This is a genomic window from Xanthomonas sp. DAR 34887 (genome assembly GCF_041245805.1).
Classification (GTDB): Bacteria; Pseudomonadota; Gammaproteobacteria; order Xanthomonadales; family Xanthomonadaceae; genus Xanthomonas_A; species Xanthomonas_A tesorieronis.
Genome location: NZ_CP162490.1, coordinates 3,386,430 through 3,404,210, shown reverse-complemented (window position 1 = coordinate 3,404,210; position 17,781 = coordinate 3,386,430). Strand labels below are relative to the sequence as shown.

Annotated in this window: 15 protein-coding genes; 7 read left to right on the top strand and 8 right to left on the bottom strand. The window is 67.5% G+C overall.

The genetic code is table 11. The annotated features are described in order from the left end of the window. Nucleotides 1-831: 831 nt before the first annotated feature. The gene (locus AB3X08_RS14285) at nucleotides 832-2,421 is read left to right on the top strand and encodes a tetratricopeptide repeat-containing sulfotransferase family protein (RefSeq protein ID WP_369933357.1); all 1,590 of its coding nucleotides are present in this window, start codon (nucleotides 832-834) and stop codon (nucleotides 2,419-2,421) included. A gap of 179 nt (nucleotides 2,422-2,600) precedes the next feature. Here the strand turns inward: AB3X08_RS14285 and AB3X08_RS14280 are convergent, their stop codons facing one another. Continuing rightward, nucleotides 2,601-5,348, bottom strand: coding sequence for a TonB-dependent receptor plug domain-containing protein (locus AB3X08_RS14280; protein WP_369938536.1), 2,748 nt, complete (start codon nucleotides 5,346-5,348; stop codon nucleotides 2,601-2,603). A 738-nt stretch (nucleotides 5,349-6,086) separates the two neighbouring features. On the opposite strand from AB3X08_RS14280, the gene apbC reads away from it, so the two are divergent. The 3 genes from apbC to AB3X08_RS14265 all read left to right on the top strand — a co-directional run bounded on the left by apbC (nucleotide 6,087) and on the right by AB3X08_RS14265 (nucleotide 8,194). After that, entirely contained in the window at nucleotides 6,087-6,938 is an 852-nt protein-coding gene (gene apbC, locus AB3X08_RS14275; RefSeq protein ID WP_369933355.1) for an iron-sulfur cluster carrier protein ApbC, read from the top strand. 127 nt (nucleotides 6,939-7,065) lie between these two features. Continuing rightward, nucleotides 7,066-7,638, top strand: coding sequence for a dCTP deaminase (dcd, locus tag AB3X08_RS14270; protein ID WP_179563815.1), 573 nt, complete (start codon nucleotides 7,066-7,068; stop codon nucleotides 7,636-7,638). A 28-nt stretch (nucleotides 7,639-7,666) separates the two neighbouring features. Beyond that, nucleotides 7,667-8,194, top strand: a complete 528-nt coding sequence (locus tag AB3X08_RS14265; protein ID WP_369933354.1) for an RDD family protein — start codon at nucleotides 7,667-7,669, stop codon at nucleotides 8,192-8,194. Nucleotides 8,195-8,276: 82 nt separating this feature from the next. On the opposite strand, the gene AB3X08_RS14260 is transcribed toward AB3X08_RS14265, so the two are convergent. From AB3X08_RS14260 to AB3X08_RS14250, 3 genes are read right to left on the bottom strand one after another with little or no spacing between them, the layout of a single operon-like run. Beyond that, nucleotides 8,277-8,444 carry a LiaI-LiaF-like domain-containing protein gene (locus tag AB3X08_RS14260; protein ID WP_003467495.1) on the bottom strand — a complete coding sequence of 56 codons (168 nt, stop codon included), beginning with the start codon at nucleotides 8,442-8,444 and terminating at the stop codon, nucleotides 8,277-8,279. 28 nt (nucleotides 8,445-8,472) lie between these two features. Beyond that, the gene (locus tag AB3X08_RS14255; protein WP_369933353.1) at nucleotides 8,473-8,880 is read right to left on the bottom strand and encodes an HIT domain-containing protein; all 408 of its coding nucleotides are present in this window, start codon (nucleotides 8,878-8,880) and stop codon (nucleotides 8,473-8,475) included. A gap of 9 nt (nucleotides 8,881-8,889) precedes the next feature. Then, entirely contained in the window at nucleotides 8,890-9,552 is a 663-nt protein-coding gene (locus AB3X08_RS14250; RefSeq protein WP_369933352.1) for a dienelactone hydrolase family protein, read from the bottom strand. A 200-nt stretch (nucleotides 9,553-9,752) separates the two neighbouring features. Between AB3X08_RS14250 and rimO the strand changes: the two genes are divergently transcribed. Next, a complete protein-coding gene (rimO, locus tag AB3X08_RS14245) occupies nucleotides 9,753-11,153 on the top strand; it encodes a 30S ribosomal protein S12 methylthiotransferase RimO (RefSeq protein ID WP_369933350.1) in 1,401 nt (466 codons plus the stop codon). Between the two features lie 24 nt (nucleotides 11,154-11,177). Here rimO and greB read toward each other — a convergent pair whose 3' ends face one another. Next, on the bottom strand, nucleotides 11,178-11,684 hold the full coding sequence (gene greB / locus AB3X08_RS14240) for a transcription elongation factor GreB (protein ID WP_369933348.1): 507 nt from the start codon (nucleotides 11,682-11,684) through the stop codon (nucleotides 11,178-11,180). 111 nt (nucleotides 11,685-11,795) lie between these two features. Here greB and AB3X08_RS14235 point away from each other — a divergent pair, with 111 nt between their 5' ends. Continuing rightward, nucleotides 11,796-13,244 (top strand): rhomboid family intramembrane serine protease, encoded by a 1,449-nt coding sequence (locus tag AB3X08_RS14235; RefSeq protein WP_369933347.1) that lies wholly within the window; start codon nucleotides 11,796-11,798, stop codon nucleotides 13,242-13,244. Nucleotides 13,245-13,284: 40 nt separating this feature from the next. On the opposite strand, the gene AB3X08_RS14230 is transcribed toward AB3X08_RS14235, so the two are convergent. Further along, on the bottom strand, nucleotides 13,285-14,565 hold the full coding sequence (locus tag AB3X08_RS14230) for a hypothetical protein (protein ID WP_369933346.1): 1,281 nt from the start codon (nucleotides 14,563-14,565) through the stop codon (nucleotides 13,285-13,287). Nucleotides 14,566-14,931: 366 nt separating this feature from the next. On the opposite strand from AB3X08_RS14230, the gene nudK reads away from it, so the two are divergent. Beyond that, nucleotides 14,932-15,531, top strand: coding sequence for a GDP-mannose pyrophosphatase NudK (gene nudK, locus AB3X08_RS14225; RefSeq protein WP_369933344.1), 600 nt, complete (start codon nucleotides 14,932-14,934; stop codon nucleotides 15,529-15,531). A 151-nt stretch (nucleotides 15,532-15,682) separates the two neighbouring features. On the opposite strand, the gene AB3X08_RS14220 is transcribed toward nudK, so the two are convergent. Continuing rightward, nucleotides 15,683-16,186, bottom strand: a complete 504-nt coding sequence (locus tag AB3X08_RS14220) for a hypothetical protein (protein ID WP_369933343.1) — start codon at nucleotides 16,184-16,186, stop codon at nucleotides 15,683-15,685. A gap of 30 nt (nucleotides 16,187-16,216) precedes the next feature. Then, nucleotides 16,217-17,722, bottom strand: a complete 1,506-nt coding sequence (locus tag AB3X08_RS14215; RefSeq protein WP_369974715.1) for a helicase HerA-like domain-containing protein — start codon at nucleotides 17,720-17,722, stop codon at nucleotides 16,217-16,219. Nucleotides 17,723-17,781 lie beyond the last annotated feature (59 nt).

Below are 17,781 nucleotides of genomic sequence, written 5' to 3'. Positions count from 1 at the left end.
ACCTTCGATGACGTGGGGTGGCGGGGCCGTCCCTCCGAGCGGCCTTAACCCAAACGTAATGACGGCGTGCTAGCGCATGCAACGGGTTGGGGCCGGATCTGCCATCATCCGCATCGAAAGTGCGGCATTTCGTATAAATGGCGAGCGTGAAATGGATTGAAGATCACATAAATGCGCAAATCGCCAGTGCCTAAGGGAATAGGTATAGCAAGACATATAGTGTGTCTTTCATTGCAATCCGTTGAAATATATTGACAAAAACTGCGGGCGCCAACGGATCATCACTGGCCTTTGGTTCGGTGCCGCCCACTGGAAGCGTGCTGCTGATTTTATAGAAACGACGAATTCAGCATATATTTTTGCCCCGCTCGGGGCCGCATGAAGTTGTATCTGATGCGCAACGGCGTCCGATAGCGGATAGCCTCCGTCTGTGGCTCTTCTCCATTTCCTGGTCGATGGCTCGCCGTTCACGCGGTAGCGGCCAGCGATGGCTGTCGCGACGTCAGGCCCGGCGGTCAGGCCGATCGTGTCGGCGCACCGCTGGGCGAAGGTCTCGATGTGCTGCTGTGGTCGCCTGGTGCGGCCACTTCGGAGCCTGCAGCGAGCGACCGGATCCTGCCGGTGGAGATCGTTGCGAAGGACATGGCTGCGCGACCAGAGCGCGGTGCTGGTCGACGGCAAACGCAATATTCACCTGGCTGGGCCGCCTGCAAAAGCTTGGTGGAGGCTTGTACCGGTCGTGGGTTTGGAGTGCCGGGCATAATGTCAGTTCGGTGCGCTGCGGTTACTTCGTGGTGTTACCGGCTTCCCGGGGGAATATCAGGCGCATCCATGACCGAACAGGTTCAGCTCTACAACCAGGCCGTCGCCGCGCTCAACCAGCGCGACTGGGGTCAGGCGCAGCGGATCGCGCAGCATCTTCTGCGCGCGTTGCCGCAACACGCCGGCGTGCATTTCGTGGCCGGCGTGGCGGCGCTGGAACTGAAGCAGATGCAGGCGGCAGCGGCGCATCTGTATCAGGCGACGACCTTGAATCCGCAGCGTGCGGACTATGCGACCCAGCTGGCCAAGGTGCTGGCGATGGGACGTTTCCTGCAGGAGGCGCATCGTTTCGCCGACCAGGCGATGGCGTTGCGGCCGACCGATGCGCATACCCTGGACACGTTGGGCGTGGTCTACACCCAGGTCAATGAGCATGTCGCGGCGCTGGAGGCGTTCACCCAGGCGGTGCAACTCGCGCCGCAACAGGCCGGCTTCCGCTACAACCTCGGCACCTCGCTGCTGTTCTCCGGGCGCCTGCAGGAAGCCGAGCAGGAATACCGGGCCTGCCTGGCCCTGGAGCCGCGCTACTGGAAGGTCTATCTGTCGCTGTCGCAGCTGCGCAAGTGGAGCGCGGACGAGAACAACCTGGGCATGCTGGAACAGGCGCTGGCGTCGGCTGGCGACGCGCCGGAAGCGGTGCTGTATCTCAACCTGGCATTGGCCAAGGAGCATGAGGATCTCGGCGACTACCATGCCGCGTTCCGTGGCTATGTGCAGGGCAAGGCGGTGCAGAAGCGCGCGCGCGGTTACACGTCCGAGCGCGATGCGGTGCTGTTCGACGCGCTGCAACAGGCATTCCGCGCCGACGACGCGTCTGCGTCCGGCTTCGACAGCCGGGAGCCGATCTTCGTGGTCGGCATGCCGCGCAGCGGCACCACCCTGGTGGACCGAATCCTGTCCAGCCATCCGCAGGTGCACTCGGCCGGCGAGTTGCAGAACTTCTCGGTGGCGCTCAAGCGCCTGGTGCGCACGCCATCGCCGGCGATTCTGGACGTGGCCACGCTGACCCGACTGCAGGGGCTGGACTGGCGCGAACTCGGCCGCGCCTACGTCGAGTCCACCCGTCCCGGCACCGCCGCCAAGCCGCGTTTCGTGGACAAGCTGCCGCACAATTTCCTGTACGTGGGGCACATCGCGCGCGCGTTGCCGAACGCGCGCATCGTCTGCCTGCGGCGCGATCCGATGGACACCTGCCTGAGCAACTTCCGCCAGCTGTTCGCGCTGTCCTCGCCGTACTACGACTATTCCTTCGACCTGATGGACGTCGGCCGCTACTACCTGATGTTCGAGCGTTTGATGGCGCATTGGCGCGCCTTGTTCCCGCAGCATCTGCTGGAAATCGACTACGCAGACCTGGTGCTGGAGCAGGAGCCGACCACGCGCCGTCTGCTGGAGTTCTGCGGCCTGCCGTGGGACGAGGCCTGCCTGCGTTTCGAACAGAACCAGGCGCCGGTGGCCACCGCCAGCGTGGTCCAGGTGCGTACCTCGATGACGCGCGCCTACATGGGGCGTTGGCAGCGTTACGGCGAGGATCTAGCCGAGCTGAAGCAGCTGCTCGAGACGCAGTCGCTGCACGCGCGAGTCCGCGACGGCCGCTGAAGCGGCTGCACTTGAGAGTTGTCGGTCGACGGCGAACGCCGCGGCATCGCATGCGTGGCCTTGGCCCATCCGGGGGGCGTTGTCGCCGGCGATGGCGTCGAGATTCCCGCAGTGGGACGCCACGCAAAAAAAAGGCCCACCCTTGCGGGTGGGCCTTGTTTCGCGTGAGGCTGCGACTGTTACTTGCCGAACGAGTAACGCATTTCCATAAGGTACGCGCGGCCGTACACGTCGAAGTTGTACTCGTTATAGGCCCACTGCGCGCTGCCGGGATAGGACGCGTCGAACGGAGGCATCTTGTTGAACACGTTGGTGACCATCAACGACAGCTCCATGCCCTCGAACGCCGTGTAGGTGACGCTGGCGTTGTGGGTGATGTGCGACGGCAACTTGCCGGCGCGCGGCGCGGCGTAACCTGCCTGGCTGATCGTGGCCGCATAGTTCGGGGTCTTGTCGAACCAGCTGGCATACCACGTGGTCGAGAAGTCGCCGATTTTCCAGGTCAGCGAGGCATCGGCCTTGCGCTTCGGATCCGAGCTCCAGTACGGATCGTTGAGCAGGTCGACCGGCTCGTCTCCGGCGTACTGAACGTACTTATGGCGAAGGTTCTCGCTATAGCTAGCGACGGTGCTGAGGTCGCCCCAGCGGCCGAAGTCGTAGCCATAACGGAACGAGGCGGTCACCGCTTCCAGCTTCTGGTTGGAGACGTTGATCTTCGGCGTGTAGATCGCCGTGATCTGGCCGGCCGCGTTGCGGGTGACCTGCGCCATCGTGGTGGTGCACAGCGTGGAGTTGATGTCGTCGATCCCCGCGCGGCAGCGATAGTCCTGCAGGCTCAGGCCGTTGGCGCTCTGCTGGTTGACCTCGTCGCTGATGTCCCAGTTGAGGTAGTCGACGGTCAGCGCCATGCGATCGATCGGCGACCACACGAAGCCGGCGCTCCACACATCGGCGTTGATCGGCTTCAGGCCGAGGTTGCCGGATTGGGTGCCGAAGAACTGGCGGCTGGAATAGGCGGCCGGGCAGTTGTCGGTGTTGCCCGGCAGGTAGCCGCGCTGTGCGCACTGGTAGTAGTCGATCACTGAGTTGTAGTAGCCGCTCTTGCCCTGGTACTGGTCGGACAGGGTCGGCGCACGGAACGCAGTGCCGTACTTGCCGCGCAGCAACAGCGATTGGAACGGGCGGTATTCCAGCGAAATGCTGTAGGTCGGCTTATCGACGGTGGTGCCGCTGGCCTTGAACGCGTCGTAGCGGCCGGCCAGGGTGATGGTCAGCGGGTCGAACACCGGCATGCGCAATTCAGAGGTCACCGCGTAGCGGTCGCGGTCGCCGCCGCCGGCCACCGAGGTCAGTCCCCACACTTCGCCGTTGAGGATTTCCGGCGCCGGATCGTAGTTCCACTTCTGCTTGCCGTATTCGGCGACCACGGCCAGGCCGGCGTCGCCGCCAGGCAGGCCGAACAGCTTGGCGTTGGTGGCCTGCAGGCGAATCATGCCGTCGGACGTCTTGCTCTTGTTGGTCGCATGGCCGGTGAAGCTGGCGAATTCTTCCGGGGTGATCGGCGAGTAGAACGCCGCGTAGTTCGGGGTGTAGACCGGATAGGCGTTGTAGTACGGATCCAGGCCCTGCTGCGGCCCCAGCACCTTGTTGATGAAGAACTGGTCGATCGGGCCCTTGAAGCGGACGAAGTTGCGCTCTTCGAGCTTGTACTGGGTGTAGGTGACGCCGGCGTCGTAGTCCCAGCTGGACTGGCCCAGCGTGCCCTGCGCACCGAAGGTGACGCGGACCGACTCGCTGGTATCGCGGCTCATCGTATCGTTGAAGCCGTTGGGACCGACTTCCTCAGGCGCGAACGAGCGCTGCAGGTTGACCAGGTCGTCCAGGTTGGGATCGTAGTAGTAGCCGAAGTCGGCGCTGGTGCCCCACCACAGGTAGTTGCCGCCGGAGTTGTACTTGACCTGGTCCTTGCTGTAAAGCACGTCGCCGTACAGCTGCACGTTGTCGTTGAGGTCGAAGGTGCCGTGCACGTACGCCTGCAGCGACTTCTGGCCGGCGTCCAGGGTGCGGTAGCCCGGGGTGTACTTGGAGCCGCAATAGTACTCGTCGCCGAAGCCGGGGCGCTGCTGCAGGGCCATGGTGCCGCCGAACAGGCCGGAGACGTTGCCGCAGTTGGCCGGGTCGAGGAACTTGTAGCTGGTGAACGGGCTGTACACCAGGAAGTCACGGCTGACCAGCTGGCGAGAATAGCCCTGTGCGTTGACCTGCTTGGTCAGGCTGCGATCGTAGGCCCAGATCGGATCCTTCTCTTCGTACTGCACGCCGCCAAGCACCGATGTGCGGCCGTCGGCGGAGGTCCAACCGTCGGCGAAGGTGGCGCGGAAGTTGCTGCCGCCGCCCTCGGAGAAGCCGCCACCGCGGATGCTGAACACCGCGCCGTCCATCTTCTTCTTGAGGATGACGTTGATCACGCCGGCGATCGCGTCCGAGCCATACAGCGACGACTGGCCGCCCGGCAGGATCTCGATGCGGTCGACCAGATCGATCGGAATGCCGCTGATGTTGTTGAACGTATCGCTGCCGTTGTACAGCGCCGGATAGTTCGACATCGGCCGGCCGTCGATCAGGTACTTCACGTAGCCCGGAGGCAGGCCGAACAGGCTGACGGTCTTCGCACCCTGGGTGAACGAGCCCGAACTCTGGCCGCCCTGGACCGCGCCGGTCGCGAACGAGCTCTTCTGCAGCACGTCGGCCACCGAGTTGAAGCCACGGGCCTTGATGTCTTCGGCGGTGATGGTGGTGACCGGCGTGGCGGTCTCGATCTCGGTCTGCGGGATCAGCGAACCGGTGACGGTGACCTTCTCCAGGTCGGTCGCCTTGGTCTCGCCGCTGTCCTGCGCGAAGGCGCTGAACGCGGCCGGCACGACCATGGCGGTCACCAGCGCCGCGCTCAGGCGGCTGTGCTTGAAACTACGTGTCTGACGAGCAGTCATTTCTCTCTATCCCCGGAAATCAATAAAGAAAAGGCGGGTGGCGTCGTGCCACGGCATAGGCCTTGAATTGGGGTCGCATCCGTGCGAGCGACCCAAACGTAACACGAACTTAACGCGGTTTGTACAGGTCTGTCACGTTTTACTGGTAACGGTTGCATCTGCAGCGATCCGACGGCAAACGCCCAGCAAATGTGGCTCTGCGCGGCGGGCGCGGCCTCGTCTGCGTTGCTTTGCACCAATTCGGGGCCTGGATTGGACAGGTAGATGAACGGGTTTCGGGCGCCCTTATTGGCGCATTCGCTGAAGCCTGGAAAGGCTGATCTCCGCGCGATGCGACATCGCGGCGCACTCGATTCTTTGCAGCCGCCGCATGCACCAATGCGGTGAGGCGTTTCGCCATAATGGGGAATGGGCGGCCATGGCGCATTGCGCGGTTGCCATGCCGGCGTTCTTTGCCGTCGTCGTGCGTCAGCGCCGCACACGCGATGTCGGCCTTTGCTCGATACGTCCACGCGAGGCCATCGACGTTCGAATGCGCAACCGCGCGCGTTACGGCGGCGATCGCGCGTGTCTTGCAGCGCCGATACGCAAGACGCTCACCCTGTGTCACCCTTTCTTTTTTCGCCAGTTGCAGCGCACGGCGCGCAAGCCGGCATCACCTCCACGAGTTCTCCCATGACCGATCGCCCCCGCATTCCCGCACACGCCGTCCAGCCCAACCTCACGCCGCTGCCGCGGATCCGCAATGTCATCGCCATCGGCTCCGGCAAGGGCGGGGTGGGCAAGTCCACCACCGCGGTGAATCTGGCGCTGGCGCTGCAGCGCCAGGGCGCGCGGGTTGGGGTGCTGGATGCCGACGTCTATGGTCCCAGCGTGCCGGCCATGCTCGGCCTGAGCGGCCGCCCGGACAGCCCCGACAACAAGTCGATCGAGCCGATGCGCGCGTTCGGTATCGAGGCGATGTCGATCGGGCTGCTGGTGGACCAGGACACGCCGATGATCTGGCGCGGGCCGATGGCGACCTCGGCGCTGACCCAACTGTTCACCGATACGCTGTGGGACGATCTGGACTACCTGCTGATCGACCTGCCGCCGGGCACCGGCGACATCCAGCTGACCCTGGCGCAGAAGATCCCGGTCGCCGGCGCGGTGATCGTGACCACGCCGCAGGACATCGCCACGCTGGATGCGAAGAAGGCGTTGAAGATGTTCGAGAAGGTCGAGGTGCCGGTGCTTGGCATCGTCGAGAACATGGCAGTGCACACCTGCACGCAGTGCGGGCACGTCGAGCACCTGTTCGGCGAAGGCGGCGGCCAGCGCATGGCGCAGCAATACGGCGTGCCGCTGCTGGGTTCGCTGCCGCTGGCGATTGCGATCCGCGAGCAGGGCGACGCCGGCACTCCGGTCGTCGCCGCGGCCCCGGACTCAGCCGCCGCGCTGGCCTATCTGGCGACCGCGCAGCGCCTGACCGAGGAGCTGCGCAAGCGGCCGCGCGCGTCGATCCCGATCGCCGCCTCGCTGCTCTGAGCGCCGCCGCGGCTGCCGCGGACGCACTGCGACCGGCTAGAATCGCCGGTCACTGCGGCCCGCTCCGGCGTCGGCCGCGTTCCCGGCGGGCAGAATCGGCCTGCCGCCCCAGGCATCAGGAAGACGTATGAGCATCAAGAGCGACCGCTGGATCCGCCGCATGTCCGAGCAGCACGGCATGATCGCGCCCTACGAGCCGGGCCAGGTGAAGCAGCTCAACGGCGAGCGCATCGTCAGCTATGGCACCTCCAGCTACGGCTACGACGTGCGCTGCTCGCGCGAGTTCAAGGTGTTCACCAACATCAATTCGACCATCGTCGATCCCAAGCGCTTCGATCCGAAGAGCTTCGTGGACATCGAGGCCGACGAATGCATCATCCCGCCCAACAGCTTCGCCCTGGCGCGCACCGTGGAGTTCTTCCGCATTCCGCGCGACACGCTGGTGGTGTGCCTGGGCAAGAGCACCTATGCGCGCTGCGGCATCATCGTCAATGTCACGCCGCTGGAGCCGGAGTGGGAAGGGCACGTCACCCTGGAATTCAGCAACACCACGCCGCTGCCGGCGCGCATCTACGCCAATGAAGGCGTGGCGCAGATGCTGTTCTTCCAGTCCGATGCCGACGACGTCTGCGAGACCAGCTACAAGGATCGCGGCGGCAAGTACCAGGGCCAGACCGGCGTGACCCTGCCCAAGACCTGAGTTTTCCCAACGCACGAAGGAGCGCGCAATGAACGATCCCAATCCCTACCAGGCGCCCGAAGCGCCGCTGCCGCCGGCACCGTTGGCGCCGGACGGCGCCGACGTGCTGGCCGGCCGCGGCGAGCGCTTCGGCGCGGCGCTGATCGACGGCGTGATCTCGCTGGCGACCTTCCTGCCGCTGGCCGCGCTCACCGGCTATTTTGGCAGGGTCATGGACGCGGCGCGCGGTGGCGAGCAGATGCCGTGGCTGACCCTGGCCGGATACGCGGTGATGTCGTTCGTGGTGTTCGTGGCGGTGCAGGGCTATCCGCTGGCCAAGACCGGGCAGACCTGGGGCAAGAAGCTGCTGTCGATCCGCATCGTCGATCTGCATGGCGAGCAGCCGCCGCTGTGGCGGCTGATCGCGCTGCGCTACCTGCCCACCCAACTGGCGGCCTTGGTGCCGATCGTCGGCAACTTCTACGCGCTGGTGGATGCGCTGTTCATCTTCCGCAAGGACAAGCGCTGCCTGCACGACCTGATCGCAGGCACCCAGGTGGTCAACGCCCGCCGTTGATGCATGCCCCGGCTGCCGCGCATCGGCGGCCGGGACGCGGGGATTGCCGGAACGACTCCCCAATCCCCAATCCCGGCATCGACTACTTGCCGCGCCCGAACAGCATGCCCACGCCGACCGCGACCAGGATCGCCGGCCACCAGGTGGCGATCAGCCGGCCCAGGCTGAGATTGGTCCAGCCCAGGTTGTTGGCCAGGAACACCAGGCCGATCACGATCAGCACGATGGCGGCGATCACATTGGATTTCATGGAGACGCGGCTTCCGCTAAAAGGGCGCCTATCGTAGCCGTTGCCGCCACGCCGCAACACGGGTCTGCAGGACATCGGCATCCAGCCGCTGCGCCGCGCCGCTGCCCCACACCGGCCCGGGCCAGGCCGCGTCGCCTTCGTGGCGCCCGATCAGGTGCACGTGCAATTGGCGCACGATATTGCCCAGCGCGCCGATGTTGAGTTTGTGCACGCCTGGCTCGCCGCGCAGCAGCTGCGAAAGCTGGTTGATCTCGGCCAGCAGCAGGCGCTGCTGACCGCCGTCCAGGTCGATCCATTCGCTGGCATCGGCCACGCGCGGCACCAGCAGCAGCCACGGGAAGCGCGCATCGTCCATCAGCCGCACCTGCGACAGCGGGCCGTCGGCGACGAACGCGCTGTCGGCGTCCAGGCGCGGATCGAGAACGAACTCCGGCATCGTCGCGGCTCAGCGCAACTGGTCGGCGAGAAACGCCAGGCTGCGTTCGCGTGCGCTGGCGGCGCTGTCGGCGTCGTAGTGGTTTGGATCGACGTGACGGTCGAAGCCATGCCCGGCTGGATACACGTAGGTCTGCATCTGTGGCAATTTCTCGCGGTGCTGCTGCACCGAGTCCGGCGGGATGCTGCTGTCCTGCGCGCCGAAATGGAACAGCACCGGCGCCTTCGGCGTCTCGTCGAGGAACTGGGTGTTGCGCCCGCCGTAGTAGCTCACCGACGGCAGGCCCAGCCGCAGTGCCGCCAGCAGCGCGACGCTGCCGCCCCAGCAGTAGCCGAGGGCGCCGACCTTGCCGGCCGGCGCCAGCGCCTGCGCCGCGGCCTGCACGATGTCCAGCGCCTTGTCGAAGCCTAGCGCGCCGACCAGTTCCAGGCCCTTGCGCACGCCGTCCTGGTCGTAGTTCAGTTGCATGTCCTTCTCCACCGGATCGAACAGGCCCGGCGCCAGCACTTCGTAGCCTTGCGCGGCGTAGTAGTCGGCGACTTCGCGGATGTAGTCGGTGACGCCGAAGATCTCCTGGATGAGCACCAGGCCGCCGCGCGGGGCGCCTTCCGGCACAGCGTGCCAGGCGGAGACCTGGCCGTGCGGGGTATCGAGGGTAGTCCAGTGGCCCATGGCGTGTTCCTGTGGTGGGGAGAGAACGACGATTATCCACACCGGCGGCCAGGCGGCTGTTAACGCGCGCGGGATCGGGCGGGCAGGCGCGGCGGCTTGCGTGCCGGCCGCGCCGCGCCGTCCAGCCGCGCGGCGGCGCCGGCCCCGGTATACTTCGCGCGGTTTTTCTCCCAGGTCCCTCGGACCCAGGCCTCCATTCCATGTCTCTCGCGAACCCCAAAGTCGGCTTCGTCAGCCTCGGCTGTCCCAAGGCCCTGGTCGACTCCGAACGCATCCTCACCCAGCTGCGCGTGGAGGGGTACGCGATCGTGCCCAGCTACGATGCGGCCGACGTGGTGGTGGTCAACACCTGCGGCTTCATCGACTCGGCGGTGGCCGAATCGATGGAGGCGATCGGCGAGGCCATGGCCGAGAACGGCAAGGTCATCGTCACCGGCTGCCTGGGCAAGCGCTCGGAGCAGATCCGCGCGGCCTACCCGGACGTGCTGGCGGTGTCCGGTCCGCAGGACTATCAGAGCGTGATGGAGGCGGTGCATGCGGCGTTGCCGCCGCGCCACGACCCGTTCGTGGACCTGCTGCCGCGCGGCCGCCATGGCGTGCGCGACGAGGACGGCGTCGGGGTCAAGCTGACCCCGCGCCACTACGCCTACCTGAAGATCTCCGAGGGCTGCAATCACCGCTGCAGCTTCTGCATCATTCCTTCGATGCGCGGCGACCTGGATTCGCGTCCGGTCGACGAGGTGCTGCGCGAGGCCGAGCGCCTGGTCAAGGGCGGGGTGCGCGAGCTGCTGGTGGTGTCGCAGGATACCTCGGCCTACGGCGTCGACCTGAAATACGCCGAGCGCGAGTGGCGCGGCCGCAGCTACCAGACACGGATGAAGGCGCTGTGCGAGGGGCTGTCGGAACTGGGCGTGTGGACGCGGCTGCACTACGTGTATCCGTATCCGCACGTGGACGACGTGATCCCGCTGATGGCCGAGGGCAAGCTGCTGCCGTACCTGGACATCCCGTTCCAGCACGCCAGCCCGCGCATCCTGCGGTTGATGAAGCGGCCGGGCGCGGTCGAGCGGACCCTGGAACGGGTGCAGCGCTGGCGCGCGCTGTGTCCGGACATCACCCTGCGCTCGACCTTCATCGTCGGCTTCCCCGGCGAGACCGAGGCCGAATTCGAGCAATTGCTGGAGTTCCTCGACGCCGCCCAGCTCGATCGGGTCGGCGCGTTCGCCTATTCGCCGGTGGAGGGCGCCAGCGCCAATGCGCTGCCCGACCCGGTACCGGAAGAGGTCAAGCAGGAGCGCTTGGCGCGCTTCATGGCCAAGCAGGCCGGCATCTCCGCCGCGCGTCTGGAAGCCAAGATCGGCAGCGTGCAGCAATGCCTGGTCGATCTGCTCGAGGATGGCATCGCGGTGGCGCGTTCGAAGGCCGACGCGCCGGAAATCGACGGCCTGGTGCACATCCAGAACGGCGCCGAGCGCGGCCTGCGGCAGGGCGACCTGGTCGATGTGGAAATCACCGACAGCGACGAACACGACCTGTTCGGCGAGGCGTTGCCGGCGGACGCGGCACAGCCGCGGCAAGCGTTGAACCTGCAGGTGCTGTGAAGCCCGGCCGGCATTGCCGGCCGCTCAGCGCCCCGCGTAGTCCACCGACACCACCACGAAGCTGTGGCGGCCGCCGGGCAGCTGCGCCTCGATCTCGTCGTCGATGCGCTTCTTCAGCAGCGCCCGCGCCAGTGGCGAATCGATGCTGATCCAGCCGCGGCCGGCATCGGTCTCGTCCGGGCCGACGATGCGGTAGCGCCGCAGCTCGCCGCTGTCGGCGTCTTCCAGCTCGACCACCGCGCCGAAGAACACCGCCTGCGGATCGGACGGCGCGGTGTCCACCACCCGCAGCGCTTCCAGGCGCTTGCTCAGGTAGCGCACGCGGCGGTCGATCTCGCCCAACTGCTTCTTGCGGTAGGTGTACTCGGCGTTCTCCGAGCGGTCGCCCTCGGCCGCGGCCGCGGCCAGCGCCTTGACCACCTCCGGGCGGCGTACGCGCCACAGCTCATCCAGCTCGGCCTTGAGCTGGGCGTGGCCTTCGGCGGTGATCAGGGCGGTGCTCTTTTCGGCAGGGGGACGCCAGCGGCTCATCGGGTTGCAGACTACGGTGGAGCGGGGTGGCGATGCTAGCGCGTGCGTCCGGCTTGCGCACGCGCAGGCGATGGCCGAAGCTGGCGCGGCCATCCACACGGACGTTGTTCGATGCTGATCCTGCCGTTGCACAAGCCGCTGTCGCGGGAGAATTTCCCGCTGGTCACGCTGCTGCTGGTGCTGCTCAATGCGGCGGTCTATTTCGGCTGGCAGCGCCAGGACACGGTGCCGCTGCAGCAGGCGCAACGCTATTACCTCGATTCCGGGCTGGGTGGCTACGAGGCGCCGGCGTATGCGCGTTACCTGCAGCGCAGCGGGCGCGCGGAGGCGCTGGCCCGGTTCGAGCGCGTGCCGGCGGCGCAGCAGGCGGAGTTCGTCGCTACCGCCAGCCTCAACGATGTGCGCTTCGTCCAGGCGTTGCGCGGCGGCGAGGCGTTCGACGACCCCGCCGCACAGCAGACGTGGGCGCCGCTGCGCGCGCGCTACGACGCGCTGCTGGAGCGCGTGTTCACCCTGCGCCATCTGCAGCGCAGTTCCGAATGGTCGCCGGCGCGGATGCTGTCTTCGGCGTTCCTGCATGCCGACGCCTTGCATCTGTTCGGCAACATGCTGTTCCTGGTCGTGCTAGGCACCTTGCTGGAAGGGGCGATCGGGCGCTGGCGATTTTTGCTGGTCTACCTGCTGGGCGCGTTCGGGTCGAGCGCGGTCAGCCTGTGGTGGCGCTGGGGCGAGGCCGGCGGCGGGCTGGGCGCGTCCGGCGCCATCGCCGCGCTGATGGGCGCGTTCTGCGTGGTGTGGGGGCGGCGGCCGGTGCGCTTCTTCTACTGGTTCGCGGTGGTGTTCGACTACGTGCGCGGTCCGGCGATCGCGTTGCTGCCGCTGTGGCTGGGGTGGGAGCTGTACAACCTGCTGGCCAACGGCGATGCCGGGATCGGTTTCGATGCGCATGCCGGCGGCCTGGTCACCGGCGCGCTGCTCGGCGCGGCGCTGGTGGCGATGCGGCAGACGCGCGAGGGCTTCATGCGCGACGAGGCGGCGGTGATTGCGGACGATCGCTGGGAGCGCGCGCAGCGGCATCTGGGGCGGCTGGAGAACCGCGAGGCCGCGTTCCTGCTCGACGAGCTCGCCGCCGAGCAGCCGCGCCGCTTCGACGTGGCGCAGGCGCGCTACCGGGTCGCGCGCAATGCCGGCGACGTGCGTGTCGCGCAGGTGCGCGCGATCGAACTGCTGCGCCTGCCGGCGATCACGGCGCAGGAAGCGCAGGTGCAGGCGACGGTGCTCGGCGACTGCACTGCTGCTGCCATCGCCGTGGATGCGGCGACGCGCGCGCTGCTGTTCGATCGCTGGCTGGCGCTGGGCCGCCTGCGCGATGCCGAAGCGCTGCTGGCGCAGGATGCGGCGGTGCCGCGCACCGAACAGGCGCAGCACTGGTTCCGGCTCGCGCTGGGCCACGGCGAGCAGGCGCCCTCGGAGTGGCGCCGCCTGTTGCTCGCGGTGATCGAGCGCTACCCGGACCTGCCGCAGGCGGACAAGGCGCGGTTCCTGCTCGCCAACGCGTGAGCGCCGTTGGCGCCGGCATGGAGCCCGCGGCGCGCCAATGCTAGGCCGGCGCGATCGTCAGCGCCTTCAGTGCCGCCTGCAGCTTGCCGCGTTGCGGCTCGTCCTCGCAGCGCGCGAGCGCGTCCTGCAGCAGCGCGCGCGCCTGCGCGTCGTCGCCAAAGCGTTCGGCCAGCAGCAGCGCTGCGGCGAGCGACCAGGTGCCGAATTCGGCAGCCTTCGGCCAGGCACGCAGCGCGGCAAGCAGGCCGTCGAGCGAGAGCTTGAACTGCCCGGCCAGTTGCGCGCGCTCGGCCAGCAGCGAGGCCTGTTCCGGCAGCAAGGGGACGAAGTCGGGATCGGCGTCGAGGGCCTCGCGCAGCAGCGCCAGCGCGCGCCGCTCCTGCTTTTCCTGCAGCAGGCGATTGATGTACTGGCGGGTGTGGTCGCGGCGGTCGTCGGCGCGCCCGCCGTTGCGCAGCAGGCGCTGGTACAACTCGTGCACCGCCAGGCTGACCGCGCGCGAGCGCACTTCGCCGCGCAGCAATTGCAGCGCCTCGTTTGCGTGGCCGTCGCGCACGAACTGTTCGGCTTCGTCGAGCACGCGCTGGTCGGGATCGTGGCGCGCATGCGTCGCGTCGTTGCCGGCCGCCGGTTCGTAACCCAGCACCTCGTGGTACTGGTAGACCAGATAGCCCATCAGATGGAAGGCGGCGAACAGGCCCCAGGTCGTGACCACGCTGACCGCCAGGTCGCTGGCCAACGGCGGCAGGTAGTTCTGCAGCCATCGGGCCGCGGTCAGCGCGCTGGCCTGGATCACGAACAGCAGGCCGAACGCGGCCAGGTACGGCCAGCCGATGCGCAGCGCCAGGCCGATCGATACGGCCGGATTCAGCGCGCGGCGCAGGCTGCCGTCGATGGCCAGCGAGATCAGGAAGCCGGGCTGCAGCAACACCACCGCCAGCAACATCAGCAGGCCGGCGACCGGGCCGGCAAGCACGGCCGCGGCGGCGACCGCCACGCCGAGCACGATCATCAGCGCCAGCAGCCGCAGGACCACCCCATCGCCGATGTCGAAGCCGCGCTCGGGCGCATCCATGTACCCGTCGGCGGTATGCCGCAGGATCTCGAAGGCGTATTTGTAGATCGCCAACGAGGTGACGATGCCGATGATCCAGCCGATGCCCGGCAGCATTCCCAGCAGGCCGCACAGGGTCAGCGCGATCAGCGCGAACAGCGCGCCGCCGCGCAGCGGATACAGCGCGATGTCGCGGGTACGCGCCCAGAAAGGTTCGGGTGTGCTGCGGCGCGCGCGGCCTGCGCCGGCGCGATGACGGTCTTCCATGACGCCCCCTGCGTTCAATGTGCGCCGATTGTGCGACGCGCCGGGCGGGCGTGCAATCGGGGGCGCCCGCGTGGTTGGTCCGGGCGCGGCCGGGCCGGGCCGGGCGCCTTTCGCCCCTGCGCGCGCCGTGCTCGTTGCGCCGATGCTCGCGGTCCGGGCATCGGCGTGCGGCGCAGTCGGCAGATCAGTTCGCGGCGCGCGCAGTGTTGTACTGGGTTTGGCGTTGCGGCGCGCATTGCGTGTCGGTGCGACCCGCTGCTCCGCGGCACGACAGATAGAATGGACGTTCCACGGCAACGGCCGGCATCCAGGCGGAAATTCGCTGCGGACGCCTGCATCGCGCCAGCACAACGCAGGGAGTGTCGCTTGAACCTACCCGCCACAGGCAATCCGCGCGTGCGTATCGAAAAGGTCGAGGTGCTGTCCGACAACTGGTACGTGCTGCGCAAGGTCACCTTCGATTTCCAGCGCCGCGACGGCAGCTGGCAGACGCTGTCGCGCGAGGCCTACGATCGCGGCAACGGCGCTACCATCCTGCTCTACAGCCGCGCCAAGCAGACGGTGATGCTGACCCGCCAGTTCCGGCTGCCGACGCTGCTCAACGGCAATCCCGACGGCATGCTCATCGAAGCCTGCGCCGGACTGCTCGACCAGCACGATGCGCAGACCTGCATCCGCAAGGAGACCGAAGAGGAAACCGGCTACCGGATCGAGAATGTGCGCAAGGTGTTCGAGGCGTTCATGAGTCCGGGCTCGGTCACCGGAAAGCTGTATTTCTTCGTCGGCGAGTATTTCGATCGCGACAGGGTCGGCGCAGGCGGCGGCGTCGCCGCCGAAGGCGAGGAGAGCGAGGTGCTGGAATTGCCGCTCGACGCGGCACTGGCGATGATCGAATCCGGCGCCATCGCCGATGGCAAGACCATCATGCTGCTGCAATACGCCAAGCTGCAGGGATTGCTGGCCTAGGGTAGCGCCGCCGGGTTTTGCATGTGCGACTGGTGTTGCCTGGATCGAAGGCGGTCTGTCGCGCGTGTCGGCGCGAGCGATACAGGCACCTGCGCTCACGGCGTGGCCGTCGTTGCGCGGCCGCGGTTGCAGGCGCGATGCGCCGATCGGGTCAGCGTACCCGCCGCAGGCGCTTGTCGGCATGCTCCGGCGGCATGCCGCTATGGCAATTCATCCCGTCCTGGGCCAGCACGTAGTCGGTCGCGGCGCGATGGCCGCGCGACCCGGCCTCTTCCACACGGAAGCCGTAAATGGTGGGGCCCACCTGCGGATCGTCCGGGTCCTCGAAGCCGAGCATCAGGCAACTGCCGGCCAGCTGGTCGATTCCCCAAGTGCCGGTGATGGTCCTGGGCGCGGTGTGCCGCGCGGCTCCGGCGATGCAGGTGGTGGTCAGCGTATAGCGGTGGGCCGTCTCGCTCGGCGCTCCCACCTCCAGCCTGAGATCGGCGCGAACGGTGTCGCAGTCTGGCGTATAGCCCTGCAGTTTGCCGACGTAGCGGCCGGCCAGCAGTTGCTGCCGTTGCGGCGGCCAGTCATCGCCCGATGCCGGTTGCGCCGCGTCGGCGGTCGTGGCCGCCAGCGCCAGCAGCAGGGCGCTCATCGCTTCCTTGTACATGGTGGAACTCCTTGTGGGTGCCGGCTGCGCTCAGCGTTTGCCGCCGAAGATGCTGCCGAAGATGCCGCGCACGATCTGCTGGCCGATGCGGTTGCCGACGGTGCGCGAGGTCTGCTTGGCCATCGCCTCGAGCATGCCCTGGCGGCGCTTGGTGCCGAATACCGCGTCCTTGACCGCCTGACCGAAGCCGCTGTCGTGCGCGTCGTCCTGCTCGCGCGTGCGCGCCGCCGGTGCCGCGGCCTTCTCGGCCACCTGTTCGACCCGGCGCGCCAGCATTTCCGCCGCCGAATCGCGGTTGACCGGGGTGTCGTAGCGGGTGCCGACCACGCTGGCGGTGCGTAGCTGCGCACGCTCGGTGTCGGAGATCGCGCCCATCCGGCAGCGCGGCGGGGCGATCAGGGTCTGCTGCACCGGCATCGGCACGCCCTTGTCCTGCAGCGTCGAGACCAAGGCCTCGCCGGTGCCGAGCTGGGAGATGGTCTTGGCCACGTCCAATTTGGGATTGGCGACGAAGGTCTCGGCGGCGGTGCGTACCGCCTTCTGGTCGCGCGGGGTGTAGGCGCGCAGCGCGTGCTGCACGCGGTTGCCGAGCTGGCCGAGGATGTTGTCCGGCACGTCGTCGGGAAACTGCGAACAGAAGTACACGCCCACGCCCTTGGAGCGGATCAGCCGCACCACTTGTTCGATGCGTTGCACCAGCGCCGGCGGGGCGTCGTCGAACAGCAGGTGCGCCTCGTCGAACACGAACACCAGCTTGGGTTTGTCCAGGTCGCCCACTTCCGGCAGCCGTTCGAACAGTTCCGACAGCAGCCACAGCAGGAAGGTCGAATACAGGCGCGGCTTGAGCACCAGTTGCGCGGCGGCGAGGATGCCGATCACGCCGCGGCCGTCGCTGCCGACCCGCATCAGGTCGGCCAGGTCCAGCGCCGGTTCGCCGAAGAAGCCTTCGCCGCCGTCCTGCGCCAGGCGCAGCAGCGCGCGCTGGATCGCCGCCACCGACGGCGCGCTGACCAGGCCGTATTCGGTGGAGATGTCCTTGCGCTGCTCCACCACCAGCGCCAGCAGCGCGCGCAGGTCGTCCAGGTCGAGCAGCAGCAGGCCGCGGTCGTCGGCCAGCTTGAACACGATGTCGAGCACGCCGGCCTGGGTGTCGTTGAGTTCCAGGATCCGCGCCAGCAGGGTCGGCCCCATCTCGCTGACGGTGGTGCGCACCGGGTGCCCGAGCTGGCCGTACAGGTCCCAGAACACCACCGGGTTGGCGGCCGGGGCGTAGTCGGTCACGCCGATGTCCTTGGCGCGCTGCAGCACTTTCTCGCTGCCGTCGCCGGCCACCGCCAGCCCGGCCACGTCGCCCTTCACGTCGGCCATGAACACCGGCACGCCGATCCGCGAGAAGCCCTCGGCCAGGGTCATCAGGGTCACCGTCTTGCCGGTGCCGGTGGCCCCGGCGACCAGACCGTGGCGGTTGCCCAGGCGCGGCTGCAGCAGCACCGCGATGTCGTCGGTCAGGCCTTTGCCCAGCAGGATCGGGTCCATGAACAGCTCCGCGGTGAGGTGGGCGGATTCTAGGCGTTCGCGCCGGCGCCCGCTCGCCG

Excerpts from the sequence above, each read along its gene's own strand:
- dcd (WP_179563815.1), top strand. The coding sequence starts at position 7,066 with ATGAGCATCAAGAGCGACCGCTGGATCCGCCGCATGTCCGAGCAGCAC.
- greB (WP_369933348.1), bottom strand. The coding sequence starts at position 11,684 with ATGAGCCGCTGGCGTCCCCCTGCCGAAAAGAGCACCGCCCTGATCACC.
- AB3X08_RS14230 (WP_369933346.1), bottom strand. The coding sequence starts at position 14,565 with ATGGAAGACCGTCATCGCGCCGGCGCAGGCCGCGCGCGCCGCAGCACA.
- AB3X08_RS14220 (WP_369933343.1), bottom strand. The coding sequence starts at position 16,186 with ATGTACAAGGAAGCGATGAGCGCCCTGCTGCTGGCGCTGGCGGCCACG.
- rimO (WP_369933350.1), top strand. The coding sequence starts at position 9,753 with ATGTCTCTCGCGAACCCCAAAGTCGGCTTCGTCAGCCTCGGCTGTCCC.
- AB3X08_RS14285 (WP_369933357.1), top strand. The coding sequence starts at position 832 with ATGACCGAACAGGTTCAGCTCTACAACCAGGCCGTCGCCGCGCTCAAC.
- apbC (WP_369933355.1), top strand. The coding sequence starts at position 6,087 with ATGACCGATCGCCCCCGCATTCCCGCACACGCCGTCCAGCCCAACCTC.
- AB3X08_RS14260 (WP_003467495.1), bottom strand. The coding sequence starts at position 8,444 with ATGAAATCCAATGTGATCGCCGCCATCGTGCTGATCGTGATCGGCCTG.
- AB3X08_RS14255 (WP_369933353.1), bottom strand. The coding sequence starts at position 8,880 with ATGCCGGAGTTCGTTCTCGATCCGCGCCTGGACGCCGACAGCGCGTTC.
- AB3X08_RS14215 (WP_369974715.1), bottom strand. The coding sequence starts at position 17,722 with ATGGACCCGATCCTGCTGGGCAAAGGCCTGACCGACGACATCGCGGTG.
- AB3X08_RS14235 (WP_369933347.1), top strand. The coding sequence starts at position 11,796 with ATGCTGATCCTGCCGTTGCACAAGCCGCTGTCGCGGGAGAATTTCCCG.
- AB3X08_RS14280 (WP_369938536.1), bottom strand. The coding sequence starts at position 5,348 with ATGGTCGTGCCGGCCGCGTTCAGCGCCTTCGCGCAGGACAGCGGCGAG.
- AB3X08_RS14250 (WP_369933352.1), bottom strand. The coding sequence starts at position 9,552 with ATGGGCCACTGGACTACCCTCGATACCCCGCACGGCCAGGTCTCCGCC.
- AB3X08_RS14265 (WP_369933354.1), top strand. The coding sequence starts at position 7,667 with ATGAACGATCCCAATCCCTACCAGGCGCCCGAAGCGCCGCTGCCGCCG.